23 protein-coding genes are annotated in these 22,939 nt (G+C 59.4%); 16 read left to right on the plus strand and 7 right to left on the minus strand.

Translation table 11 applies throughout. The features are described 5' to 3' along the window. The 3 genes from F3I47_RS08100 to F3I47_RS08110 are packed head-to-tail and all read left to right on the plus strand — an operon-like array spanning window position 1 to window position 1,686. Window positions 1-804, plus strand: a complete 804-nt coding sequence (locus F3I47_RS08100) for a sulfite exporter TauE/SafE family protein (RefSeq protein WP_009088951.1) — start codon at window positions 1-3, stop codon at window positions 802-804. A gap of 19 nt (window positions 805-823) precedes the next feature. Next, complete coding sequence (locus F3I47_RS08105) at window positions 824-1,369, plus strand: elongation factor P hydroxylase (RefSeq protein ID WP_009088952.1); 546 nt, start codon at window positions 824-826, stop codon at window positions 1,367-1,369. Window positions 1,370-1,401: 32 nt separating this feature from the next. Beyond that, a complete protein-coding gene (locus F3I47_RS08110) occupies window positions 1,402-1,686 on the plus strand; it encodes a YfcL family protein (protein ID WP_009088954.1) in 285 nt (94 codons plus the stop codon). 37 nt (window positions 1,687-1,723) lie between these two features. Here the strand turns inward: F3I47_RS08110 and mnmC are convergent, their stop codons facing one another. Next, a complete protein-coding gene (mnmC, locus tag F3I47_RS08115) occupies window positions 1,724-3,730 on the minus strand; it encodes a bifunctional tRNA (5-methylaminomethyl-2-thiouridine)(34)-methyltransferase MnmD/FAD-dependent 5-carboxymethylaminomethyl-2-thiouridine(34) oxidoreductase MnmC (protein ID WP_150028902.1) in 2,007 nt (668 codons plus the stop codon). Between the two features lie 154 nt (window positions 3,731-3,884). Here mnmC and fabB point away from each other — a divergent pair, with 154 nt between their 5' ends. After that, complete coding sequence (fabB, locus tag F3I47_RS08120; RefSeq protein WP_009088958.1) at window positions 3,885-5,105, plus strand: beta-ketoacyl-ACP synthase I; 1,221 nt, start codon at window positions 3,885-3,887, stop codon at window positions 5,103-5,105. Window positions 5,106-5,186: 81 nt separating this feature from the next. Here the strand turns inward: fabB and F3I47_RS08125 are convergent, their stop codons facing one another. Continuing rightward, window positions 5,187-6,608 (minus strand): PLP-dependent aminotransferase family protein, encoded by a 1,422-nt coding sequence (locus F3I47_RS08125; RefSeq protein ID WP_150028901.1) that lies wholly within the window; start codon window positions 6,606-6,608, stop codon window positions 5,187-5,189. Window positions 6,609-6,695: 87 nt separating this feature from the next. Here F3I47_RS08125 and F3I47_RS08130 point away from each other — a divergent pair, with 87 nt between their 5' ends. Next, the gene (locus tag F3I47_RS08130; RefSeq protein WP_046102291.1) at window positions 6,696-7,139 is read left to right on the plus strand and encodes a rhodanese-like domain-containing protein; all 444 of its coding nucleotides are present in this window, start codon (window positions 6,696-6,698) and stop codon (window positions 7,137-7,139) included. 1 nt (window position 7,140) lies between these two features. On the opposite strand, the gene flk is transcribed toward F3I47_RS08130, so the two are convergent. From flk to F3I47_RS08150, 4 genes are all read right to left on the minus strand, one after another. Further along, window positions 7,141-8,190: a flagella biosynthesis regulator Flk gene (gene flk / locus F3I47_RS08135; protein WP_009088962.1), complete on the minus strand. Its 1,050-nt coding sequence runs from the start codon at window positions 8,188-8,190 to the stop codon at window positions 7,141-7,143. A gap of 112 nt (window positions 8,191-8,302) precedes the next feature. Further along, window positions 8,303-9,808: a tripartite tricarboxylate transporter permease gene (locus tag F3I47_RS08140; protein WP_150028900.1), complete on the minus strand. Its 1,506-nt coding sequence runs from the start codon at window positions 9,806-9,808 to the stop codon at window positions 8,303-8,305. A 10-nt stretch (window positions 9,809-9,818) separates the two neighbouring features. Then, complete coding sequence (locus F3I47_RS08145) at window positions 9,819-10,250, minus strand: tripartite tricarboxylate transporter TctB family protein (protein ID WP_046102288.1); 432 nt, start codon at window positions 10,248-10,250, stop codon at window positions 9,819-9,821. A gap of 12 nt (window positions 10,251-10,262) precedes the next feature. After that, on the minus strand, window positions 10,263-11,243 hold the full coding sequence (locus F3I47_RS08150; protein WP_150028899.1) for a tripartite tricarboxylate transporter substrate binding protein: 981 nt from the start codon (window positions 11,241-11,243) through the stop codon (window positions 10,263-10,265). Window positions 11,244-11,363: 120 nt separating this feature from the next. Here F3I47_RS08150 and tctD point away from each other — a divergent pair, with 120 nt between their 5' ends. Both tctD and F3I47_RS08160 read left to right on the plus strand, forming a co-directional pair. Continuing rightward, on the plus strand, window positions 11,364-12,035 hold the full coding sequence (gene tctD / locus F3I47_RS08155) for a transcriptional regulator TctD (protein ID WP_140923021.1): 672 nt from the start codon (window positions 11,364-11,366) through the stop codon (window positions 12,033-12,035). Next, a complete protein-coding gene (locus tag F3I47_RS08160; RefSeq protein WP_150028898.1) occupies window positions 12,026-13,414 on the plus strand; it encodes a sensor histidine kinase in 1,389 nt (462 codons plus the stop codon). The genes tctD and F3I47_RS08160 overlap by 10 nt, the downstream gene beginning before the upstream one ends. On the opposite strand, the gene F3I47_RS08165 is transcribed toward F3I47_RS08160, so the two are convergent. Further along, window positions 13,395-14,294, minus strand: a complete 900-nt coding sequence (locus tag F3I47_RS08165; RefSeq protein ID WP_150028897.1) for a DMT family transporter — start codon at window positions 14,292-14,294, stop codon at window positions 13,395-13,397. The genes F3I47_RS08160 and F3I47_RS08165 overlap by 20 nt on opposite strands. Window positions 14,295-14,390: 96 nt before the next feature. On the opposite strand from F3I47_RS08165, the gene F3I47_RS08170 reads away from it, so the two are divergent. From F3I47_RS08170 to cvpA, 9 genes are all read left to right on the plus strand, one after another. Beyond that, window positions 14,391-15,170: a helix-turn-helix transcriptional regulator gene (locus F3I47_RS08170; protein ID WP_009088969.1), complete on the plus strand. Its 780-nt coding sequence runs from the start codon at window positions 14,391-14,393 to the stop codon at window positions 15,168-15,170. A gap of 55 nt (window positions 15,171-15,225) precedes the next feature. Then, the gene (pdxB, locus tag F3I47_RS08175; protein ID WP_150028896.1) at window positions 15,226-16,359 is read left to right on the plus strand and encodes a 4-phosphoerythronate dehydrogenase PdxB; all 1,134 of its coding nucleotides are present in this window, start codon (window positions 15,226-15,228) and stop codon (window positions 16,357-16,359) included. Between the two features lie 131 nt (window positions 16,360-16,490). Then, window positions 16,491-17,498, plus strand: a complete 1,008-nt coding sequence (locus F3I47_RS08180) for an aspartate-semialdehyde dehydrogenase (RefSeq protein ID WP_111207526.1) — start codon at window positions 16,491-16,493, stop codon at window positions 17,496-17,498. Window positions 17,499-17,500: 2 nt separating this feature from the next. Next, the gene (truA, locus tag F3I47_RS08185; RefSeq protein WP_009088974.1) at window positions 17,501-18,304 is read left to right on the plus strand and encodes a tRNA pseudouridine(38-40) synthase TruA; all 804 of its coding nucleotides are present in this window, start codon (window positions 17,501-17,503) and stop codon (window positions 18,302-18,304) included. Between the two features lie 29 nt (window positions 18,305-18,333). Continuing rightward, entirely contained in the window at window positions 18,334-18,996 is a 663-nt protein-coding gene (locus tag F3I47_RS08190) for a DedA family protein (protein ID WP_009088975.1), read from the plus strand. A 144-nt stretch (window positions 18,997-19,140) separates the two neighbouring features. Then, window positions 19,141-20,055 (plus strand): acetyl-CoA carboxylase, carboxyltransferase subunit beta, encoded by a 915-nt coding sequence (gene accD / locus F3I47_RS08195; RefSeq protein WP_009088976.1) that lies wholly within the window; start codon window positions 19,141-19,143, stop codon window positions 20,053-20,055. Window positions 20,056-20,149: 94 nt separating this feature from the next. Then, complete coding sequence (gene folC / locus F3I47_RS08200; protein ID WP_150028895.1) at window positions 20,150-21,418, plus strand: bifunctional tetrahydrofolate synthase/dihydrofolate synthase; 1,269 nt, start codon at window positions 20,150-20,152, stop codon at window positions 21,416-21,418. Beyond that, complete coding sequence (gene dedD / locus F3I47_RS08205) at window positions 21,408-22,190, plus strand: cell division protein DedD (protein ID WP_140029083.1); 783 nt, start codon at window positions 21,408-21,410, stop codon at window positions 22,188-22,190. The genes folC and dedD overlap by 11 nt, the downstream gene beginning before the upstream one ends. Before the next feature lie 263 nt (window positions 22,191-22,453). After that, window positions 22,454-22,939 (plus strand): colicin V production protein, encoded by a 486-nt coding sequence (gene cvpA, locus F3I47_RS08210; protein ID WP_009088980.1) that lies wholly within the window; start codon window positions 22,454-22,456, stop codon window positions 22,937-22,939.

Here is a 22,939-nt window from a genome sequence, read left to right on the forward strand (position 1 = left end):
ATGGAGTGGTTCGTGGTCAGTCCGCTGCTGGTCGGGCTGCTGTTTCTGATTGCCATGCTCGCCGGTTTTATTGACTCAATTGCGGGTGGCGGGGGGTTGCTGACGGTACCGTCGCTGCTGGCGGCGGGTCTCTCACCGGCTCAGGCGCTGGCGACCAATAAACTGCAATCGGTCGGCGGGTCGTTCTCGGCCAGCCTCTACTTTGTGCGACGCGGCGCAGTTAATCTGAGTGAGCAGTGGCTGAATATCGCCATGACGCTGCTGGGGTCCGTGCTGGGCGCGGTGCTGATCCAGCGCCTGCAGGCGGACTTTCTGCGTCAGATGCTGCCGCTGTTTTTGATCGCGATTGGCTTGTGGTTTCTGCTGATGCCGCGTCTCGGTGAAGAAGACCGGGCGCGTCGCCTGCACGGCCTCGCCTATGCGCTGGTCGGGGGCGGGGCCGTGGGCTTCTATGACGGATTTTTCGGGCCGGGCGCGGGCTCTTTCTACGCGCTGGCCTTCGTCACGCTCTGCGGTTACAACCTGGCGAAGGCGACAGCCCATGCCAAAGTTCTCAACTTCACCTCTAACGTGGGCAGTCTGCTGTTCTTTATGTTCGGCGGCAAAGTGGTGTGGGGAACCGGCCTGATTATGATGCTCGGCGCGTTCTGCGGCGCGCGTCTGGGCGCCCGGCTGGTGCTGAGCCGCGGGCAGAAACTGATCCGCCCGATGGTGGTGATTGTCTCTGCCGTAATGAGCATAAAACTCCTGTGGGACAGCCATGGCAGCGCCGTGATGGCGTGGCTCTCCACACTGCAATCGTAACTTTTTACGTGATAACGTCATGAACCCGACCCATCATTATGAACAGCTGATTACGCTGTTCGATCGCTGCTTCAGCGATGAATTTCAGACACGCCTGATTAAAGGCGACGATGAACCGATCTATCTTCCTGCTGATGCAGAGTCGCCGTGGAACCGGGTGGTTTTTGCCCACGGCTTTTACGCCAGCGCCCTGCATGAGATCTCTCACTGGTGCATCGCCGGTGAGGCACGCCGTAAACTGGTCGATTTTGGCTACTGGTACTGCCCGGATGGCCGCGATGCGCTGACCCAGAGCCAGTTTGAAGCCGTTGAAGTGAAGCCACAGGCGCTGGAGTGGATGTTTTGTATGGCGGCGGGCTTTCCCTTCAACGTCAGTTGTGACAATCTCGACGGAGATTGTGAGCCGGATCGCATTGCGTTTCAGCGTAAGGTACATGCTCAGGTCATGAGCTATCTGACGGCGGGTATTCCCGCGCGTCCCGCGCGTTTTATTACCGCCCTGGCGGAATTTTATGGCAGGCCTTCATTAACAGCGGCGCAGTTTCCCTGGCCGGACGATCTGTGATGCAGGATGACATTATCAAAAGAGGAATTGAGATGATCGCAGAATTTGAAGCGCGTATCCTGGCCCTGATTGACGACATGGTCGAGCATGCCAGTGACGATGAACTGTTCGCCAGCGGTTATCTGCGCGGGCACCTGACCCTGGCGGTCGCTGAAGTGGAGCAGCTGGATGAGCATACGCCAGAAGCGCTACAGGTTCAGGTGACCCGCAGCCTGCAGAACGCTATTGCAGCAGGTGAGCTCTCACCGCGCGACCAGGCGCTGGTGGTCGGCATGTGGGACAACCTGTTTGTTCAGGCGCGCCAGCTCTCCGCATGATATGACAGGGCGGTAAGCGCCGCCCTGCAGACCCGCTTTACACCGCTTTCCCCTTCAGCAGTTTCCTGACCCAGTAGCGATTCGGATTGAGTGCTGCCAGCGTGGTCGCATCCAGCGGCTGTGGCTCACCTGCCAGCTGGGCGGCCAGCACCTCGGCCGCCAGCGGTGCGCTGCATAAGCCGCGTGAACCCAACGCACCAAACAGATAAAGCCCCGGCAGATCGGGCGCGTCAGCAATCTGACTGCCTGCCGCAAGCCGGGCCGGTAAATCGGCATACTGTGCCAGCGTCGCGGCATAATCGGGCACGCCGCCCACCATCGGCAGGTGATCGCGCGTGGCGCAGCGCACGCCCATTCTGGCTTCTCCCTCACTGACATCCACCGTTTCCGCCCAGCGGCTGTCAGGCAGACAGTGCAGCAGTCGACTGCGATTCTCCTGCTGATCCGCCTCGCGATAACGCGTTGCGGTTTCACCACGATGGTAGCTGGCACCGATACAGTGGGTACCAAACTGGGTGCTGACCGGCGTCAGATAGCCGTCGTAACAGAGCACGGTCTGCAGCGCGCTGAGGGCAGGCGTGGCGGGAACATGGCTTACCTGACCCGCTACCGGGTAGGCTGGCAGCGGGGCGCTTTGCGCAAAGTCGGCGATCGCGTGACCGTTTGCCAGGACCACCGCAGAATGGTGAACCGCCGGGCGGTCGCTGAAGGTCAGCGTCCAGCCATCTTCCTCTTGAGAAAGCCCGCTCACCCGGTGCAGCCAGTGAATGCGTAAGCCCTGTGTCTCGCCATGGGCGAGCAGCGCGGTGGTCAGCTCAGCCGGTGAGAGCCAGCCGCCCTCCGGATAGAAAATGCCGCCGCAGCCCAGCGCTACCTTCGCCCGGTTTTCCGCCTCTGCGACATCGACGCCGCAGGCGAGGGTTTCAGGCAGATCCATCGCCAGCATCTGTTCGATCTTTTTGCGGCTCTTTTCATCCCAGCCCAGTTGCAGCACGCCGCTCCACTCATGCTCAAAGGTGACCCCGCTCTGGTCGTAGAGTCGCCGGGCAAAGCTGAATGCCGCCGGGAAGAAGGTGGCGAGGGCCGGATCATGCTGATTGAGCAGCGGATAGAGTGCGCCCTGCCGGTTACCGGAGGCACCCAGCGCGGGCGCCGCATCGGCGCAGTAGAGCGTTACCCGCCAGCCTCGGCGCAGCAGCGCCAGCGCCAGGGTCGCGCTGGCCACGCCGCCGCCAATCAGGGCGACCTCCTGCTGCGCCGCCGGATGGCGATGATACCAGGGCTGCGTGCCGGGGAGCAGAGGCGCATCCTGCAGGCTGCCGCACAGCATTTCCCGCTTCGGGCCAAAACCTTTGCGGCGGGTGACATCAAATCCCGCCTCCTGCAGACCGCGCCGCACAAACCCTGCAGCAGTAAAAGTCGCGAAAGTCCCCTGTGGACGCGCCAGCTTCGCCATCATGCTGAACAGCGCAGGCGTCCACATATCAGGATTCTTTGCGGGCGCGAAGCCATCGAGGAACCAGGCATCGACCTGACGATGCAGGCTCTCATCCACCTTTTCCATCAGCAGGTTGATATCGCCCAGCCACAGATCCAGCGTGATGCGCCCGCCGTCAAACAGCAGTCGCTGGCAGCCGGGCAGGGCAGCCGGCCACTGGGCCTGCAGCGCTTCTGCCCAGGGGGCAAGTTCGGGCCAGTGCTGATGCGCCGCGATCAGATCCGCGCGGGTTAACGGAAATTTCTCAAAGCTAATGAAATGCAGACGTTTTACTGTCGCACCAGGCTGTTCACGCTGAAAGGCGTCAAAGGCCTGCCACAGAGTAAGAAAATTCAGGCCGGTACCAAACCCGCTTTCCGCCACGATCAGCAGATCGCGCGGATGCGCCGCAAAACGCTGCGGGAAACCGTTGCCACCAAGGAACACATAGCGTGTCTCTTCCAGACCGTTGTCGTTAGAGAAATAGACGTCGCCAAACGCTCGGGAAACAGGTGTACCCTGTTCATTCCAGTTTAGCTGCGCATGTTTAACCGGGGTTAATTTCACGGGAAAGGCTCGTTTTTCAGGCAGTGGCGCGATTTTAACGACCCAGGTCACATGACGCAAATTTACAAAAGGAAATAGCTGATCGGACTTGTTCGGCGTACAAGTGTACGCTAGAGTGCATGCCAATTACGAAGAAGTGGATGAGGAAGATTGAATGAAACGTGCTGTGATTACTGGCTTAGGGATCGTTTCCAGTATTGGTAATAACCAGCAGGAAGTGCTGTCATCTCTGCGTGAAGGACGCTCTGGCATCACCTTTTCTGAAGAGATGAAAGATTCCGGCATGCGTAGTCACGTCTGGGGTAACGTCAAATTAGATACCACCGGCCTCATCGATCGCAAAGTTGTGCGCTTTATGAGTGATGCGTCCATCTATGCTTATCTCTCCATGGAAGAAGCGATTAAAGATTCCGGCCTGACTGATGAAATGTATCAGAGCAACCCGCGTGTAGGGCTGATTGCAGGTTCGGGCGGTGGTTCCCCGCGCTTCCAGGTCTTTGGTGCTGATGCAATGCGCAGCCCACGCGGCCTGAAAGCGGTTGGCCCTTACGTGGTCACCAAGGCGATGGCTTCTGGCGTCTCTGCCTGTCTCGCCACGCCATTCAAAATTCATGGCGTAAACTACTCGATCAGCTCCGCCTGTGCCACCTCTGCGCACTGTATCGGTAACGCCGTTGAGCAGATTCAGCTGGGCAAACAGGATATCGTTTTTGCCGGCGGCGGCGAAGAGCTCTGCTGGGAAATGGCCTGTGAGTTCGACGCCATGGGCGCGCTCTCCACCCGTTACAATGACACACCAGAAAAAGCGTCACGCACCTATGACAACGAGCGCGACGGTTTTGTTATCGCCGGTGGCGGTGGCATGGTGGTGGTTGAAGAGCTGGAGCATGCGCTGGCTCGCGGTGCACACATCTATGCCGAAATCGTCGGCTACGGTGCGACCTCTGACGGTGCAGACATGGTTGCGCCTTCAGGTGAAGGTGCGGTGCGCTGCATGAAGATGGCAATGAACGGCGTCGACACGCCAATCGACTATCTGAACAGCCATGGTACCTCTACGCCAGTGGGCGACGTGAAAGAGCTGGGTGCGATTCGTGAAGTGTTTGGCGAGAAAACCCCTTACATTTCAGCAACCAAAGCAATGACCGGTCACTCACTGGGTGCGGCTGGCGTGCAGGAAGCGATCTACTCGCTGCTGATGCTGGAGCATGGCTTTATCGCGCCAAGTATCAACATCAACTCACTGGATGCAGCTGCCACCGGCATGAACATCGTGACTGAGCCGATGGAAAAAGAGCTGACGACCGTGATGTCCAACAGCTTTGGTTTCGGTGGCACCAACGCCACGCTGACCATGCGTAAATATCAGGCGTAATCTTTTACGTCAGCACGCTGAAGGGCCGGCTTTGCCGGCCCTTTTGTTTTCTGGCTTACGGTAAACCGGCGCCGGCCAGATTTATCCCTCCCGCTGCAGCAGCCTCAGCAGTTTATCGCACCCTGCAACAATTTCATCAGGCGTCAGCGCGGCGAAGCCGAGTATCCAGCCCTGCTGAGACGCGGAGCCGGCATAGAGCGGGCTGAGACGAGGCAACAGCAACCCCTGTTGTGCCGCGAGCGCGGTTAAGCGCGCTTCGTCCTGTTCCACTGTCACCGTCAACTGGAGTCCGCCGCCACTGGCGATGGGCGTGATCCACGGTGAGAGTCGCTGCGCAATCTGCTCCAGCAACCGATCGCGACGGCTGTGATAGAGCTGACGCATCAGCCGCAGATGAGTGGCAAAATGTCCCTGCTGCAGAAAGGCCGCGGTAATCGCCTGGGGCAGCAGGGCGCTGTGTCCATCCAGCACGCTGCGAGCCTGGCCCAGAGGGGCAATCAGCGCAGGAGGCACCACCATCCACGCCAGACGCAGTGAAGGGAACAGCGATTTCGAAAAGGTGCCGAGCGTAATGACCCGCTGATGACGGTCCAGTCCCTGCAGCGCAGGAATCGGGCGCTCGTCATAATGAAACTCGCTGTCGTAGTCATCTTCAATCAGCCAGCTTTGGTTGCGCTGCGCCCAGGCGAGCCAGGCGAGACGGCGGGGCAGGCTCAGCGTTACCCCGGTCGGATAGTGGTGTGAAGGGGTCAGATACATCAGCTTTGCACAGCCGTGACCCGGCACTGCGCCTTCGGCATCGACGGTTATCCCGTGCACCTTTGCGCCTGCGGCGAGCAGCGCGTTTCGTGCGCCGGGATAGCCTGGCTCCTCTATCCACACATCATCTCCGGGATCGACGAACATCATCGCCAGCAGCTGCAGCGCCTGTTGCGAACTGGTCAGGATAATCACCTGCTCCGGCTGGCACTGCATACCCCGCGAGAGCGCCAGATAATCAGCAATCGCACTGCGCAGCGGCAGGTAGCCGCAGGGATCGCCATATCCCATGGCGGCGCTGCCCAGCGAACGCTGCACGCTGCTGCTCAGGCGTCGCCAGCTGTCATGAGGAAAAGCGCGTAACTCCGGGGAACCGGCAGCAAAGGCGTGAGGAAACGGGGGATCCTGACAGCCTCCGGTTGCCAGCACCTGCTGCCCCCGCGCTGAGAAACGGGCGGGCTGAACGCGTGCCGCTGAAGCGGTGCCTGCGGGAATCGTGATGGCCACAAACGTTCCGCGACCGATCTCGCGTCGCAGATAGCCTTCGCTCTCAAGCTGACCATAGGCGGCCTCCACCGTGACGCGTGAAATCCGGAGATCCTGCGCCAGCTGGCGACTGGAGGGCAGCTGCTGACCGGCGTGCAGATGATGCCGGTTAATGGCCAGCCGCAGGGTGGTGCAGAGGCGCTCACGCACGCCGCCGCTGGCCTGATGCTGGAAAAGCTGCAACAGCGGAGAACTCATATGGGTCTTATTCCTGGCGCAAAATGGGTATCAGCAGGCAGTCCACTCTGCCGTAAACTGCACGCTCACTTCAACAGGAGAATCGCGATGTCATCTGTATTACATTTTCCCGCCGCCACGCCGCAGCAAAGCCTCGACTATCTGCAGGCAAAACTCGCTTATTATACAGACGCCTGGGATCTGGCGGAGGATCTGGCCCGGAATCTGCCCGGCATTCAGGTGATCGATGCGCGCGCACCGGCGGCTTATCGCGCCGGCCATATCAGCGGCGCGATTAATTTTCCCCACCGTGAGATCAATGCTTCCAGCTGCGAGCCGCTCGACCGCGACCGCGTTTATGTCACCTATTGCGACGGCATCGGCTGTAACGGCTCGACGAAAGCGGCTCTGAAGCTGGCGGAACTGGGATTTCAGGTGAAGGAGCTGACTGGCGGGCTGGATTTCTGGAAACGGGAAGGTCATCCGCTGACCTGGGGGGAGGCGCCGGGCGAATGGCCCGTCACCGCACCCGATGCATCCTGTGGCTGCTGACCTAAAGCACCAGCCAGAGCAGAAGAGTGATCACCACCAGCGCAACAAACAGACCCAGCAGGGGACGCTGCGCCAGGGGCTGCAGCGGTGATGGCAGCGAGGCGACAAAGGGCGACCAGATCGGCTGCGGTTTAATCTCACTGGCGGCCAGCGGCTGTTCGTGAACTTTCTCGGCACGATCGGCGCGACGGCTGAACAGGAAGTTCAGCAGATCCTGCGTCTGCGTCACGGTTAGCACCGTCTGCGGTGTGGCCTGAAAACGCTGCTGGCTGTACTCTTCCAGGCTATGCCGCTCGTGCTGATCCAGCGGCTGTTTCAGCGAGGCTTCCAGCAGCTGTAAGGTCGGTGCGCTGTGCTGACTCAGCGTCTGACGTACCTGCAGATACTGGGTGAGCAGCGGGAAGTGGCGCGAGGGGATGGGATCGCCGCTGGTCAGTCCGACCAGTTTCAGCGCCGCCGTCCAGAGTTTGCCGGTCGGTTCTCCGGTGGCGGCGGCCAGTCGGACCACCTGCTGATTGAGCGTCTGATGCTCCGCCGGGAGCAGGGTCCGATCGCTGACGCGGCTCTGCTGCGGCTGCGGGATCGCCATCTGCCCGTTCTGCAGCATCGTCAGCACCTGACGCAGCTGGTCCTGGCTCAGCGAACTCAGAACGGTCTGACCAAACTGCTGGCGGATAAAGTCACTCACCGCCTGACGGTTATTGCCCTTCGGCAGCAGTTCTGTGAGCTGAGTCATCAACTGACGCGTGGCATGGCCATTCTGCGCCTGAGTCAGACGACCATTGAGATACTGCTCCGCAGCCGGAAAGTGACGCGACTGCAGCTCCGCCTCACTCTTCACGCCCACCTCATGCCGGACGCCCGCCCAGAGTTCAGGTGCCTTCAGATTGCTGAGCGATAAGATACGCACGATCAGGCGTTCTAATGTCGTGCGCTGAGCCGGGGAGAGGGGCTGTTCACCCGCCACAGAACCGTGACGTGTTACGCCGGTTTGCGGATTAAGAGATGAACGATCGCCGACCGGCACACCGGGGCCGCTGAGAGGTTGCATGGCGGATTCCTTGGGAAAACAGAACAGCGTCGGGTGCGCCGGAAAAAGAATAGGCCATGATAGCAAAAGCCCCCGCGAAATCCCACGGGGGACGCACAGTTCAGCGTGAGATTTACTCTTCAGCCAGTCTGAGGCGATAGCGACGCCAGCGTTTCCAGATCGGTGGCAGAACCAGCACCGAAATCGCCAGCACCAGCAGCACTTTGCAGATAGGACTTTCCCACAGAATAACCAGGTTACCGTTACTGATTGAGAGGGCACGACGCAGGTTCTGCTCCAGCATCTCACCCAGCACAAAGCCCAGAATCAGCGGCGACATCGGAAAGTCCATCTTGCGCAGAATATAACCAAAGATTCCCAGGCCGACCATCAGGAGCAAATCGAAGGTGGTGCTGTGCACGGCATAGACGCCCACCGCGGAGATGGCGGCAATGGCCGGCACCAGTAACCAGAGCGGAATGCTCAGCATCCGGGCGAAAACATTGATCATCGGAATGTTCATCACCAGCAGCATAACGTTGCCAATCAGCAGTGCCGCGATCAGACCCCAGACGATATCTGGCTGCTCAACAAACATCGCCGGACCTGGCGTGATGTTATAGAGCGTTAAAGCGCCGACCATCACCGCTGTGGTGCCGGAGCCGGGGATACCCAGCGTCAGCATCGGGATAAAGGAGCCACAGGCTGAGGCATTGTTTGCCGCTTCCGGTGCGGCCACACCGCGAATATCCCCTTTCCCGAACTGTTCACTGCCGCTGATTTTTTTCTCCGTCATGTAGGCGATAGCGCTGGCAATGGTCGCTCCGGCACCAGGCAGAACGCCGACAAAGAACCCCAGAAAAGAGGAGCGTAGCGTCGCGCCTGTGGCCATCGCCGCCTCTTTCATGTTGAACATCATGCGGCCGCTTGCCCGCACCGCTTTCTGGCCGCTACTGGTCGACTCGAGCATCAGCAAAATTTCACTGACCGAGAACAGACCAATGACAACGACCACAAACTGAATGCCGTCAGAGAGATGAACGCTGTCAAACGTGAAGCGATAGACGCCGGTATTGGCATCCACCCCGACCGTGGCCATGCCCAGGCCAATGAGCGCCGAAAGAAAAGATTTCAGCGGATTGTGGCTCATCATGCTGCCCAGGCAGGCGATGGCAAACACCATCAGGGCAAAGTACTCTGCCGGTCCAAACGCCAGTGACCAGCTGGCCAGCAGCGGGGCGAAGAGAATAATGCCGACGATGGCAATCGTGGAGCCAACAAACGAGCTGACCGCCGAAATGGAGAGCGCGACGCCCGCTTTGCCCTGCTGCGCCATCGGATACCCATCCAGCGCGGTCATGATTGCGCCGGCATCGCCCGGAACGTTGAGCAGAATGGAGGAGATGCGCCCGCCATACTCACAGCCGATATAAACCGTGGCCAGCAGAATCAGCGCCGACTCGGCCGGCAGGTGCAGCGCAAAAGCCAGCGGCATCAGAATGGCTACGCCATTGATTGGCCCCAGGCCAGGCAGCAGACCAACAATGGTGCCGATAAAGCAGCCGATCAGGGCGATCAGCAGATTCTCTGGCGTCATGGCGACGGCAAAGCCCTGCATTAAAAAGGACCAGGTATCCATGATGCTCTCCTTAACTCAGCCAGCTGCCGACCGGAAGGGTGACTTCCAGCAGACGGTCAAAGGCGTAAAACAGCGAGGTGCCCATCACCAGCCCGGCCAGCGCGGCGGCCCACCAGCGCGCCCCAAACAGCAGGCCGATGCCAAAGGTCAGCAGCGTCGTGCAGATGGCAAAGCCCAGCGTCTCAAACAGCCAGCCATAGAGCATCATCATCAGCGCCAGCGCTACCAGCCGTTTCAGCGTGCCAGCTGCGGGCCACTGAATGGTGTCCGGTTTCCGAAAGAGCATCAGCAGGGCGCAGATGGCCATCAGGCCAAGGATCCCCATCGGGAAAGGACGCGGCCCCACGGGTTCGTAGCTGTATTCACTCTGAATCTGCCAGGCCATCACCATGCCGCCAAGGCAGAGGGCCAGCCACAGGCTGGCAAAAATGCGATCGCTCATCATCTGCTCCCGTTATTTGGCCAGACCAAAGGATTTAGCCTGCTCACGGTAATCCGCCACCTGCTTCTTCACGTAGCTGTCGAGTGCCTGGCCTGTCAGGTTAAATTCGAACAGTCCGCGCAGATCACGCTGCTTTTTAAACTCCGGCGTCTCAGCCATTTTTTTAAAGGCCTGTTCCCACCACTGATAATCCGCATCACTGACTTTTGGACCGAGGTAAAAGCCACGAATAATCGGCCAGACGATATTGAAACCCTGCTCTTTTGCCGTGGGTACCCCGGCCAGCTGACCCGGCAGACGCTGATCGGACATCACGGCCAGCACCCGCATTTTGCCGCCCTGCAGATACGGCACCATCTCACTCATATCACCTGAGACCACCTGAATATGGTTTCCGAGCAGGGCGGTTACCGGCTCACCGCCGCCTTCAAAGGCGACATAACGCATTTTGCGTGGATCGATTCCCGCTTCGCGCGCCAGCAACGCCGTTTTCATCCAGTCCTGACTGCCTATTGACGCACCGGCACCGACCACCACTTTGGTTGGATCGGCTTTCATCGCCGTCATCAGCTCACCTAACGTTTTCCACGGTGCATCCTCACGAACGGCCACCATGCCGTAATCGGTACCCACCGCCGCCAGCCACTTAACGTCGTCCACGGTATAACGACCAAACTTACCCTGTGAAAGGTTCAGCAGTGAGCCGCCAGAGAAGGCGACAACGGTGCCCGCTTCAGCCGGCCGCTGGGCAATAATCGCGTTGTAGGCCACCGCGCCGACACCGCCGGGCATGTAGGTGACGCGCATCGGCGTCTTAATTTGTCCGGTTTCCTGAAGAGAGACCTGCAATAGCTTGCAGGTGAGATCGAATCCGCCACCCGGTTTAGCTGGCGCGATACATTCGGTGCGACCGGGCTCCCCGGCGACAACGAGGGGTGTTGCCATCAGCGACAGCAGGGTAGTGGCAAGGGCGGTATGGATGATTTTTTTCATCTTATGCTCCATTCATTCTTCCAGAGTGTGATTGCCGCTGAAACATCAGCGTTACCGAATTGTTAAAACAGTTACCTTTCATTTACCTTTCAGTGCGCGGATTTAATAGCAGGATGTGATATGCGTCTCTTACTGGTTGAAGATACGGAAGACCTGGCACGCTGGCTGGAAAAAGCCCTCACACAAAAAGGGTTCGCCGTCGACCGGGTCGCGGATGGCATGGCGGCCGACCATGCTTTGCAATGTGAAGCCTATGCACTGGTCGTGCTCGATATTTCACTGCCACGCATGGATGGACTGGAGGTGCTGGCACGGTTGCGGCGACGCGGACAAAGTGTGCCGGTATTGCTACTGACTGCACGCAGTGCGCTGGACGATCGTGTACGGGGTCTGAACCTGGGGGCAGATGACTACCTGACGAAACCCTTTGAAATGGATGAACTCGAAGCGCGGTTACGGGCGCTGCTGCGACGCAGTCAGAGTCACACATCGCAAAACCAGTCACTGGGTCAGCTGGTGCTGGATGGCGAAGGCTATTTTCTGCTGGCAGACAGACCCCTGGCGCTGACGCCGCGGGAAGCAAGCATCCTGACGACACTCATGCAGCGGCAGGGCAGGCCGGTTTCGCGTCAGTCACTGTACGAGCAGACCTTTACCCTGTCAGATGAAGCCAGCCCGGAGAGTATCGAGCTCTATGTACATCGGGTGCGTAAAAAGCTGGCAGGCAGCAACGTGGCGATCGTGACCCTGCGCGGGCTGGGTTACAGCCTGGAAACGCTCTCATGCGGCTGATTCATTCGCTGCGGGGTGAGCTGCTGGCATGGTTTGGCCTGCCACTTTTACTGCTCTGGGCGCTCTCAGTCTATACCCACTATCAGAGCGGGCTGGCGGCCGCTAATCAGGCTTATGACCGCTCGCTGCTGGCGTCAGCGCGAACGGTGGCAGAGCGGCTGGTGGTGCGGGAACAGCATCTGGAGGTTGATGTGCCGTGGGTTGTGCTCGACAGCTTCGAACGCAACATGAACGATCAGCTCTTTTATCAGGTGATTTCACCGCAGGGAAAAACGTTATCGGGCTATAACGATCTGCCGCCCATACCCATCACCAGCAAAATGTCGAACGCTTATCCCGCACTGGTGCATTTTTATGATGGACGCTATCACCAGCATCGGATTCGCGTTGCGGCATTATGGCAGCCAGTGAGCGAAGCGGGAGTGGATGGCATGGCGCTGGTGCTGGTGGCGGAAACCATCAACTCACGTCAGGAGTTTGCCCGCCAGCTAATGCAAACTGCGCTGATCAGCCAGAGCGGACTGGTTCTGATGACACTGCTGCTGGCCAGCCTGATGCTGCGTCGGGTTTTGCGCCCGCTACGGCGGCTGTCGCGCATCGTATTGCAGCGCGACGGTGGCGAATTAACGCCTCTTCCCTCCTTGCCGTGGTCAGAACTGCAACCGCTTATCATCGCCTTTAACCGCTATCTTGCCCGACTGCGGGGACTGCTGGCGCGCCAGGATCGTTTCAGTGCTGACGCGGCACATCAGCTGCGCACACCGCTGACCATCCTCAAAACGCAGGTCAGCGTCGCGCTCAGCAGTGAGCGTCCTGAAGCCTGGCAGGAGAGTCTGCTCGGGATGCGTCATACACTGGATGAGACCATTATTCTGACCGATCGGCTGTTACAGTTAGCCCGTATCAAAGCGCGTCATGGCGAGGATAAACCGATGGCGCGGGTTGATTTAGCGGCTATCGTGCGCGATGCCTGTTTCAGCCGCTATATGGCGGCCCGTACCCGGCAGATCGATCTGGGTTTCGAAGGGGAGGAGAGCTGTCTGGTCAGGGGCGATGGCGTGCTGATTGGCGAACTGTGCGCCAACCTGCTGGACAATGCGATTAAATATACCCCCTGTCGCGGCATTGTCACCGCGCGGGTGATTGTGGGGGGCCTTGAAATTGAGGACAGCGGGCCGGGCATTGAGGGGGCGGAGCAGCTGAAGGCGTTACAGCCTTTTCAGCGGCTGGACAATGTCGGTATCCAGCCGGGAGCCGGTATCGGTCTCGCACTGGTGCAGGATATCTGTGCCTGGCATGGGGCAACCATGCACCTGGATCGCAGTTCGCTCCTGGGCGGACTGCGGGTGACCATATTATTTAAAGCTCACGCAGGTTAGCCGATTTGTACCGGGTTAAGGGCGTGCGCAGTCGCTGCGCCAGGATCACCCCGCCCAGCGTCAGCCCCCCGCCGATCCAGTGATAGCTGTGCAGCTGCTCATGAAGGAACAGCACGGCGATAAGCGCCGTGAACAGCGGAGTCAGATTCATAAAGATGCTGGTGGTGCTCGCGCCGAGGCGCTGTACACCGTGGATCCACAAAAATGGCGCGATAAGGGAGGCGAACAGGCCAGCAAACATCACCAGCGGCAGGTTATGCCGGTCAAGCGAGACATCAGGTGCCAGCAGAAAGCCGGGCAGCAACATCAGGACACCTGCCAGAATCTGCACATAGAGGCTGTGCCAGATGGGCAGCGGCAGCGCCCAGCGCTTAGTCAGCACGCCATAAAGGGCATAGGCGGTGGAAGCCGCCAGCATCATCAGCTCCCCTTTACCCAGTCCGTGATGCAGCAACTGCAGCACGTTGCCCTCACTGACCAGCCACACCAGACCGCCAAAGGAGAGGATGCTGCCGAACAGGATGCCGGATGTCGGCGCAATACGCAGGATCACCACGCTCAGCAGGACGGTAAGCAGCGGGATCAGCGCGCCGATGATCCCCATAAAGAGAGCGCTGACACTGTGCGCCGCGTAATAGGCGAGGCTCTGGTAGAGCACCATGCCAAGCAGACCGAGTATCGCCAGCCGCCAGAGATGGGGCTTAATCGCCTGACGGGCGCGCCACACACCGGGCAGCACAAACGGCGTCAGCACCAGCAGCGCCAGCAGCCAGCGATAGAATGAGATGGCTGCCGGATCGATCGCGCTGGCCGACAGTTTGCTGACGATCGCGTTGATCGACCAGATCATCACCGCACCGAGCGGATAGAGAAAAAACATACGGACTCTCCTGAATCATAATGCGACGCAGTGTACGCTTGTCCGGTTTTATCCAGATAGTTAATATCGGACAAAAATTTTAACAGAGCGGACAGAATGACTCTGAAAGTGACTTACCAGCCGCCCGCTGACGTCTCGCAGCTGCGCTACTTTATGCGCTATGAACAGGCCAATGCCCGCACGGAATATCTGCCGCATGCCCATGCCTGGGGCCAGCTGATTCTGGTAAAGAGTTACGTGCTGGAGATGCAGGTAGAGGGTGAACGCCTGCTGACCCCGGCTGACATGCCGGTCTGGATCCCGCCGGGGCAGCAGCACAGCAGTTATAACCATCGTCAGGCGCAGTTCCGCACCTTTAATCTGGCGGCCCCGCTTTGCGCTGGTCTGCCGCAGCAGGCCTGCCTGATGCGAATCGACGCGATTGCACACGCCATCCTGGATACCTTTGCCGATCAACAGCTTGAACAGCCCCAAACCGAAGCGCAGTGGCGGCTGTGTGAGGTACTGCGCGATCGCCTGCTGCTGGCGGAGGTGCAGGAGAGTTATCTGCCCACCTCTCAGGATAAATTTCTGGCGCCGGTGCTCCATGCCCTTGAAGCCTGCCCGGGAGATAACACCACCCTGGCAGGCTGGGCGGCGCGGGTCTTTACCACCGAACGGACGCTGGCGCGGCGCTGCCAGCAGCAGCTTCACATGACGTTTGGTGAATGGCGACAGCGGCTGCGCTTTCTGCGCGCCATCGTGCTGCTGGAGCAGGGCGAAAGCGTGCAGAGTATCGCCCATGAGCTGGGATACAGTTCCGCCTCGGCGCTGATTGTGATGTTTCAGCAGCAGGCGGGCACCACGCCGGAGCGCTACCGCGCCCGGTTAGGCTAAAGCGGTGCTTTGTGCCAGAATAATTGCCTCTCATGCAACAGACAGGAAAGCCGTGGTGAAAATTCTGGTCGATGAAAATATGCCTTATGCCCGTGAGTTGTTCAGCCGGACCGGCGACGTGGTCGCGGTGCCGGGACGTCCGCTGCCGGTGGATGAACTGGCCGATGCCAGCGGGCTGATGGTGCGCTCAGTGACGCAGGTGAATGAGGCGCTGCTGGCGGGCAAGCCGGTGAAATTTGTCGGCACCGCCACGGCGGGCACCGATCATATCGACGAGGCCTGGCTGCAGCAGGCCGGCATTGCGTTCTCTGCGGCGCCCGGCTGCAACGCCATTGCGGTAGTGGAGTACGTTTTCTCCGCGCTGCTGCTGCTGGCGGAACGTGATGGTTTCCAGCTGCGCGATCGCACGGTCGGTATCGTGGGTGTCGGCAACGTCGGTGGACGGCTGCAGAAGCGCCTGGAAGCCTGGGGCATCAAAACCCTGCTGTGCGATCCGCCGCGCGCCGATCGCGGTGACGAAGGGGATTTCCTGTCGCTGGAGGCGGTGACCGCGCAGGCCGATATCCTGACTTTCCACACGCCGCTGTTTAAAGAGGGGCCTTATAAGAGCTGGCACCTGGCCGATGCCGCGCTGCTGATGGCGCTGAAGCCCAACACTATTCTGATTAACTCCTGTCGCGGCCCGGTGGTCGACAACGTCGCGCTGCTGGAGGTGCTGAAAATGCGGCACGACCTTAGCGTGGTGCTGGATGTCTGGGAGCCGGAGCCGGACCTCTCTCTGGCGCTGCTGGACAGGGTCGACATCGCCACGCCACACATTGCAGGCTACACGCTGGAAGGCAAGGCTCGCGGCACGACCCAGGTGTTCGAAGCCTGGTGTGACTTTATCGGTCAGCCGCAGCAGGTGCCGCTCAGCACCCTGCTGCCGGAGCCGGAATTCAGTGAAATCACCCTGAATGGTCCGCTGGATCAGCCAACGCTGAAACGCCTGGCGCATCTGGTGTATGATGTGCGCCGCGATGATGCCCCCCTGCGAAAAGTGGCGGCGCAGCCCGGCGAATTTGATCGCCTGCGTAAGCAATATCTGGAGCGCCGTGAGTGGTCATCGCTGCGGGTGAAGTGTAATGACGCCACCACGGCTGAGATGCTGAATCAGCTGGGCTTTAACGCAATCCACTCTCCGGCGTAACCGGCGCGCGATGCCGCAGTGAACGCAGGCGGCGCTGCCGCGTGCTGGTTAAGGAGGGGGATAAATCTGAATCCCTGGGCGGTGAATATCACCGCCTTCTGTTTTTATGTCATTGTCTGGAGTAAACCAACATGTCTGACGGCTGGAATATTGCGCTACTGGGCGCGACAGGCGCAGTAGGGAACGCTGTACTGGAACTGCTGGCGGAACGCCAGTTCCCGGTTGGTGAATTGTATCTGCTGGCCAGCGAAAATAGCGCGGGCGAAAACAAACGTTTCGAGGGCCGCACGTTGCGGGTCGAAAATGCTGAGACGTTCGACTGGTCGCAGGCGCAGCTGGCCTTTTTCGTCGCAGGGCGTGACGCCTCAGCCCGTTTTGCGGAGGAAGCGGCCAACGCCGGGTGTCTGGTCATCGACAGCAGCGAGCTGTTTGCGCTGGAGCCGGATGTGCCGCTGGTGGTACCGGATGTGAACCCGCACGTGCTGGCAGATTACCGTAATCGCAATATCATCAGCGTGGCGGATAATCTGGTCAGCCAGCTGCTGACCGCGATTAAACCGCTGCTCGATGCGGCCGGACTGAGCCGCCTGCAGGTGACCAATCTGATCTCGGTCTCCAGCTATGGCAAAGTGGCGGTCGATGCGCTGGCCGGTGAAAGTGCCCGCCTGCTGAATGGCATCCCGGCCGACGATCACCATTTTGGTCGTCAGCTGGCGTTTAACCTGATGCCGCAACAGGCGGATGCGGAAGGCAGCGTTGAGAGTGAGCGCCGGGTGGTTGAGCAGGTGCGTAAAGTGCTGCAGGACGAAGGCCTGCCGATTGCGGTCAGCAGCGTTCAGGCGCCGGTCTTCTACGGAAATGCGCAGATCGTGCACATTGAAAACCTGCGTCCGCTCTCGGCTGAGGAAGCGCGTGCCGAACTGGCGCTGGCGTCTGACATTCGTCTCAGTGAAGAAGATGAGGTGCCGACGCCGGTTACGGATGCATCAGGCAACGGCGAGCTCAGCATCGGCGCTGTGCGCAACGATTACGGCATCCCGGAGCTGCTGCAGTTCTGGTCCGTGGCGGACAACATCCGTTTCGGCGGCGCGCTGATGGCGGTGAAAACCGCAGAGAAACTGGTTCAGGAGTACCTGTAACCATGTCCGAAGGTCAGATGCAAAAACTGGCGCTCGGCATTGAGTATGACGGCAGCCGTTACTACGGCTGGCAGCGCCAGAATGAAGTCCGCAGCGTGCAGGAGAAGGTTGAGCGTGCGCTGTCGAAAGTCGCCGATCATCCGGTCAGCATCTTTTGTGCCGGCCGGACAGATGCCGGCGTGCACGGCACCGGGCAGGTGGTCCATTTCGACACCACGGCGCAGCGGCCTGACGGCGCCTGGACGCTGGGCGTCAACGCCAATCTGCCGCCGGACATAGCCGTTCGCTGGGTGAAAGCGGTGCCGGAAGATTTCCATGCCCGCTTCAGCGCCACCGCCCGCCGCTATCGCTACCTGATCTACAATCAGCGTCTGCGTCCGGCGGTGCTGGCGCAGGGCGTGACGCACTTTTACCATCCTCTGGATGCGGAAAAGATGCAGCGCGCCGGGCAATGCCTGCTGGGCGAGAATGATTTCACCTCATTCCGCGCGGTGCAGTGCCAGTCGCGTACGCCGTGGCGCAACGTGATTCACCTCAACGTGACGCGTCAGGGCCCTTACGTGATTGTGGATATCAAAGCCAACGCCTTTGTGCATCACATGGTGCGCAATATCGTGGGCAGCCTGATGGAGATAGGCTGCGGCAACAAGCCGGAGTCATGGATGGCAACGCTGCTGGCGGCGAAAGATCGGACGTTAGCGGCCGCTACAGCCCGGGCAGAAGGGTTGTATCTGGTGGCGGTGGATTATCCATCCCACTTTGCGTTACCACAGCCGCCGATGGGACCCCTGTTCCTCGCGGATTAATTCACTTTCAGGACATTAAAGGGCACGCTATGGAGTTCCTCCATTTTCTGGTTGATTTTATTCTGCACATTGATGTGCACCTTGCCGAGCTGGTTGCTCAGTACGGCGTCTGGATTTACGCGATTTTGTTCCTGATTTTGTTCTGCGAAACCGGACTGGTGGTGACGCCCTTCCTGCCGGGCGACTCCCTGCTGTTTGTCGCAGGCGCGCTGGCAGCCCTGCCGGGGAACGATCTGAATGTGCATCTGATGGTGGCGCTGTTAGTGACCGCCGCGATTCTGGGCGATGCGGTGAACTACACCATTGGCCGGCTGTTTGGCGAACGGTTGTTCAGTAACCCGGACTCAAAGATTTTCCGCCGCAGCTATCTGGATAAAACCCATGCGTTTTATGCCCGTCACGGCGGAAAAACCATCATCCTGGCGCGCTTTGTGCCGATTGTCCGCACGTTTGCGCCGTTTGTCGCCGGTATGGGCCATATGTCCTATCGCCACTTCGCGCTGTTCAACGTCACCGGTGCGCTGTTATGGGTCCTGCTCTTCTCCTATGCGGGCTACCTGTTTGGCGATCTGCCGGTGGTGCAGGAAAACCTGAAGCTGTTGATTGTGGGCATTATCCTGGTCTCCGTCCTGCCGGGCGTTATCGAAGTCTGGCGTCATCGCCGTCAGGCTAAACAGCAGAAGCTGCCCTGAGACTTTGCTCAGGGGTAAGACCAGATTTTTATCCACAGTCTGAACAGGTTGTGGTTTAATGAGCGACATTTACCGTCTGCTGAAGCGGTTTTCAGCAGTATCAAGACGACTGGACCAGGTCAGTTTTAAACAGAAAGGTCATCAATGAGCTGGATTGAACGAATTCTTAATAAAAGCACCACGACGCCTGCGCGCAAAGCCAGTATCCCGGAAGGGGTCTGGACCAAGTGCGACAGCTGTGGCCAGGTTCTCTACCGCGCCGAGCTGGAGCGTAATCTTGAGGTCTGCCCGAAGTGTGACCATCACATGCGTATGCACGCCCGTGAGCGTCTCGGCAGTTTCCTCGACCAGGGCACCCTGGTTGAGCTTGGCAGTGAACTCGAGCCGAAAGATCTGCTCAAGTTCCGCGACTCCAAGAAGTATAAAGATCGTCTGGTCGCCGCCCAGAAAGACACCGGCGAAAAAGATGCATTGATCGTGATGAAAGGTCAGCTGCACGGCATGCCGGTTGTTACGGCCGCCTTTGAATTTGCCTTTATGGGCGGTTCAATGGGCTCTGTGGTCGGCGCGCGTTTTGTCCGTGCGGTTGAGCAGGCGTTAGAAGATAACTGTCCGCTGATCTGCTTCTCCGCCAGTGGCGGTGCACGTATGCAGGAAGCGCTGATGTCGCTGATGCAGATGGCGAAGACCAGTGCGGCGCTGGCGAAAATGCAGGAGCGCGGTCTGCCTTACATTTCCGTGCTGACTGACCCGACCATGGGCGGTGTTTCCGCCAGTTTTGCCATGCTGGGTGACCTCAACGTGGCGGAACCGAAAGCGCTGATCGGCTTTGCCGGCCCACGCGTTATCGAACAGACCGTGCGTGAAAAACTGCCGCCAGGCTTCCAGCGCAGTGAGTTTCTGATTGAAAAGGGCGCGATCGACATGATCATCCGCCGTCCGGAAATGCGCTACAAACTGGCAAGCCTGCTGGCAAAAATGATGAACCTGCCGGCACCGCTGCATGACGGTGAACAGTCCGCCCCTGCGCCGACTGAATCGGAAAGCAACGAGGCCTGACAGGAGATAGAGAGGCGCGTCCACCGCGCCTCTTACCAATGCACCGTATACCGCAGCAGCAGTCTGCCGGGTATCAATAAGCAAAACGGGACATATGGACAATCTTCACCTTCCTCAAGCCACGTCGCCTTTGGCCACGTGGCTTTATTATCTTGAGCACCTGCATACCCAGGCGATCGAACTGGGTCTGGATCGCATTCGCCAGGTGGCACAACGTCTCGACCTGCTGAAACCCGCCCCCTTTGTTTTTACCGTCGCCGGTACCAACGGCAAAGGCACCACCTGCCGCACGCTGGAAACCCTGCTGATGGCCGCAGGCTATCGGGTTGGCGTCTACAGCTCACCCCATCTGGTGCGCTACACCGAGCGCGTCCGGGTTCAGGGAGAGGAGCTGAGCGAAGCGCAGCACTGCGCCAGCTTTGCGGAGATTGAAGCGGGACGGGCAGACATTTCACTGACCTATTTTGAATTCGGCACGCTCTCCGCGCTCAATCTTTTTCGCCAGGCGAAGCTGGATGTGGTGATCCTCGAGGTGGGCCTCGGCGGACGACTGGATGCCACCAATATTGTTGATGCTGATGTCGCCGTCGTCACCAGCATTGCTCTGGATCATACCGACTGGCTTGGCCCGGATCGCGAAAGCATCGGGCGGGAAAAAGCGGGTGTGTTCCGGGCAGGCAAACCGGCGGTGGTCGGTGAGCCGGAAATGCCGCAGAGTATTGCCATGGTGGCGCAGGAAAAGGGCGCTAAGCTGATGCAGCGCGACCGTGAATGGTCCTTTCATGCGCAGGCGGAAAGCTGGTCGCTGCGGGATGCGGCCGGTGAGCTGAACGATTTGCCCCTGCCGCAGGTGCCGCTGCCCAACGCGGCGACGGCACTGGTGGCCCTGCGCATGTCCGGGCTTGCGGTCAGCGAGGCGCAGATTCGCGCCAGCCTGCCGCTGGCGATGCTGCCAGGACGTTTTCAGACCATCAGTGAATCCCCGCGTGTGATTCTGGACGTGGCGCACAACCCGCATGCGGCGGGCTATCTGGCTTCTCGACTGGCCGCCCTGCCGGCACGCGGCAAAGTGCACGCGGTTGTGGGTATGCTGCATGATAAAGATATCGCCGGAACGCTGGCAGCGCTGGCTCCGGTGGTGGATGCCTGGTACTGCGCGCCACTCGATGGCCCGCGCGGTGCCACGGCGGAGCAGCTGCTGAGCAGCCTGCCGCAGGGCGAGGCGTTCAGCTCGGTTGAACTCGCCTGGCAGCAGGCGCGTCAGCAGGCCGCGCCGCAGGACGTTGTGCTGGTTTGTGGGTCATTCCACACCGTGGCGCAGGTCATGGAATCGATTGAAACGGAGAAAGGACGTGGCAAGTAAGTTTCAGAACCGTTTAGTCGGCACGATTATTCTGGTCGCCGTTGGCGTGATTGTCCTGCCAGGGCTGCTGGATGGTCAGAAAAAGCATTATAAAGAGGAGTTCGCCGCGATTCCGCTGGTGCCAAAACCGGACGACCAGCAGGACAGCGAAATGGTGCCGCCGGTCACGCAGTCGCTGCCGTCGCAGCCGCCGGAAGGGGCGGGCAATGCGGTGAGCAGCAGTAACGGCAGCGGTAAAACCAACGTGACGGCAGAACAGGGCCGCACCCAGCCGGAAGAGGAGAGCGATCCGGCTGTGGTCTCGCCGCCACCGGTTCATCAGTCTGCGCCTGCGCAGACGGTCACGAAGCCGAAGGTCACCGAGCAGCAGAAAGCCAGAGTAACCGAGCAGCCTAAGCCGAAGCCCGTGGAACAGCCGAAGCCGAAAGTGGCAGAGCAGCCGAAGCCGAAGCCGGCTGAACAGCCTAAAGCGGTTGAGCAGCCGAAGGAAGAGACGGCGCCGAAAGCGGCAGAGACCACCGCGCCGGCAGGGCAGGCGTACGTGGTGCAGCTGGGCGCGCTGAAAAACGCCAGCAAAGTGAACGAGATCGTGGCACAGCTTCGGCTCTCGGGCTATCGCGCCTTTACCGTGCCGTCAACGCCGGTGCAGGGGCAGATTACCCGAATTTATGTCGGGCCGGACGCCTCTAAAGCCAAAATGCAGAGCGCAGTGGGCGAGCTGAAAAACATCTCCGGACTGGGCGGTGTGGTGAAACCCTACAGTGCCCGCTAATCGGGTGATTGGCGCTGCCGATAGCAGTAACAGGCAGCGTCTTTTACCGGCTGGCGCGTTCATTTATAGCGCAGCGTGACGGAAAAAGTGACGATTTTCAACGGCATGAACGGCTGAGAATCACCCGGGCGATAGCGAATTTTTTTATCGCCTTTTTTATGGATGCAGAAAAGGAAAACCGCTACGCAAACGTTTTCTTTTTCTGTTAGAATGCGCCCCGAACTGGATGCAGGGGTGCAATTGCACTGGCGCTGGAAGAGTTCATGATCTGGATTGATTACGTCATTATTGCGGTAGTTGGTTTTTCGGCTCTGGTCAGCCTGATTCGTGGGTTTGTCCGGGAAGCCTTATCTCTTGTTACCTGGGGATGCGCGTTTTTTGTCGCCAGTCATTACTACGCCTACCTTGCAGTCTGGTTTACAGGTTTTGACGACGAACTGGTTCGTAACGGTATCGCCATCGGTGTGCTGTTTGTGGCAACCCTGATAGTCGGGGCCATAGTGAACTACGTTATCGGCACGCTGGTGGAAAAAACCGGCCTGTCGGGAACCGACCGGGTGTTGGGAGTCTGTTTCGGGGCGTTGCGTGGTGTGCTGATTGTGGCCGCTTTGCTGTTCTTCCTTGATACATTCACTGGCTTTTCCAAAAGTCCGGACTGGCAACAGTCTCAACTCATTCCCGAGTTCAGTTATATCATCAGGTGGTTTTTTGATTACCTGAAAAGCACGTCGAGTTTTTTACCCCGGTGA

Source organism: Pantoea sp. M_10, assembly GCF_008631515.1.
Classification (GTDB): domain Bacteria; phylum Pseudomonadota; class Gammaproteobacteria; order Enterobacterales; family Enterobacteriaceae; genus Pantoea; species Pantoea anthophila.

Excerpts from the sequence above, each read along its gene's own strand:
- F3I47_RS08100 (WP_009088951.1), top strand. The coding sequence starts at position 1 with ATGGAGTGGTTCGTGGTCAGTCCGCTGCTGGTCGGGCTGCTGTTTCTG.
- F3I47_RS08105 (WP_009088952.1), top strand. The coding sequence starts at position 824 with ATGAACCCGACCCATCATTATGAACAGCTGATTACGCTGTTCGATCGC.
- F3I47_RS08110 (WP_009088954.1), top strand. The coding sequence starts at position 1,402 with ATGATCGCAGAATTTGAAGCGCGTATCCTGGCCCTGATTGACGACATG.
- fabB (WP_009088958.1), top strand. The coding sequence starts at position 3,885 with ATGAAACGTGCTGTGATTACTGGCTTAGGGATCGTTTCCAGTATTGGT.
- F3I47_RS08125 (WP_150028901.1), bottom strand. The coding sequence starts at position 6,608 with ATGAGTTCTCCGCTGTTGCAGCTTTTCCAGCATCAGGCCAGCGGCGGC.
- F3I47_RS08130 (WP_046102291.1), top strand. The coding sequence starts at position 6,696 with ATGTCATCTGTATTACATTTTCCCGCCGCCACGCCGCAGCAAAGCCTC.
- flk (WP_009088962.1), bottom strand. The coding sequence starts at position 8,190 with ATGCAACCTCTCAGCGGCCCCGGTGTGCCGGTCGGCGATCGTTCATCT.
- F3I47_RS08140 (WP_150028900.1), bottom strand. The coding sequence starts at position 9,808 with ATGGATACCTGGTCCTTTTTAATGCAGGGCTTTGCCGTCGCCATGACG.
- F3I47_RS08145 (WP_046102288.1), bottom strand. The coding sequence starts at position 10,250 with ATGAGCGATCGCATTTTTGCCAGCCTGTGGCTGGCCCTCTGCCTTGGC.
- F3I47_RS08150 (WP_150028899.1), bottom strand. The coding sequence starts at position 11,243 with ATGAAAAAAATCATCCATACCGCCCTTGCCACTACCCTGCTGTCGCTG.
- tctD (WP_140923021.1), top strand. The coding sequence starts at position 11,364 with ATGCGTCTCTTACTGGTTGAAGATACGGAAGACCTGGCACGCTGGCTG.
- F3I47_RS08160 (WP_150028898.1), top strand. The coding sequence starts at position 12,026 with ATGCGGCTGATTCATTCGCTGCGGGGTGAGCTGCTGGCATGGTTTGGC.
- F3I47_RS08165 (WP_150028897.1), bottom strand. The coding sequence starts at position 14,294 with ATGTTTTTTCTCTATCCGCTCGGTGCGGTGATGATCTGGTCGATCAAC.
- F3I47_RS08170 (WP_009088969.1), top strand. The coding sequence starts at position 14,391 with ATGACTCTGAAAGTGACTTACCAGCCGCCCGCTGACGTCTCGCAGCTG.
- F3I47_RS08180 (WP_111207526.1), top strand. The coding sequence starts at position 16,491 with ATGTCTGACGGCTGGAATATTGCGCTACTGGGCGCGACAGGCGCAGTA.
- truA (WP_009088974.1), top strand. The coding sequence starts at position 17,501 with ATGTCCGAAGGTCAGATGCAAAAACTGGCGCTCGGCATTGAGTATGAC.
- F3I47_RS08190 (WP_009088975.1), top strand. The coding sequence starts at position 18,334 with ATGGAGTTCCTCCATTTTCTGGTTGATTTTATTCTGCACATTGATGTG.
- accD (WP_009088976.1), top strand. The coding sequence starts at position 19,141 with ATGAGCTGGATTGAACGAATTCTTAATAAAAGCACCACGACGCCTGCG.
- folC (WP_150028895.1), top strand. The coding sequence starts at position 20,150 with ATGGACAATCTTCACCTTCCTCAAGCCACGTCGCCTTTGGCCACGTGG.
- cvpA (WP_009088980.1), top strand. The coding sequence starts at position 22,454 with ATGATCTGGATTGATTACGTCATTATTGCGGTAGTTGGTTTTTCGGCT.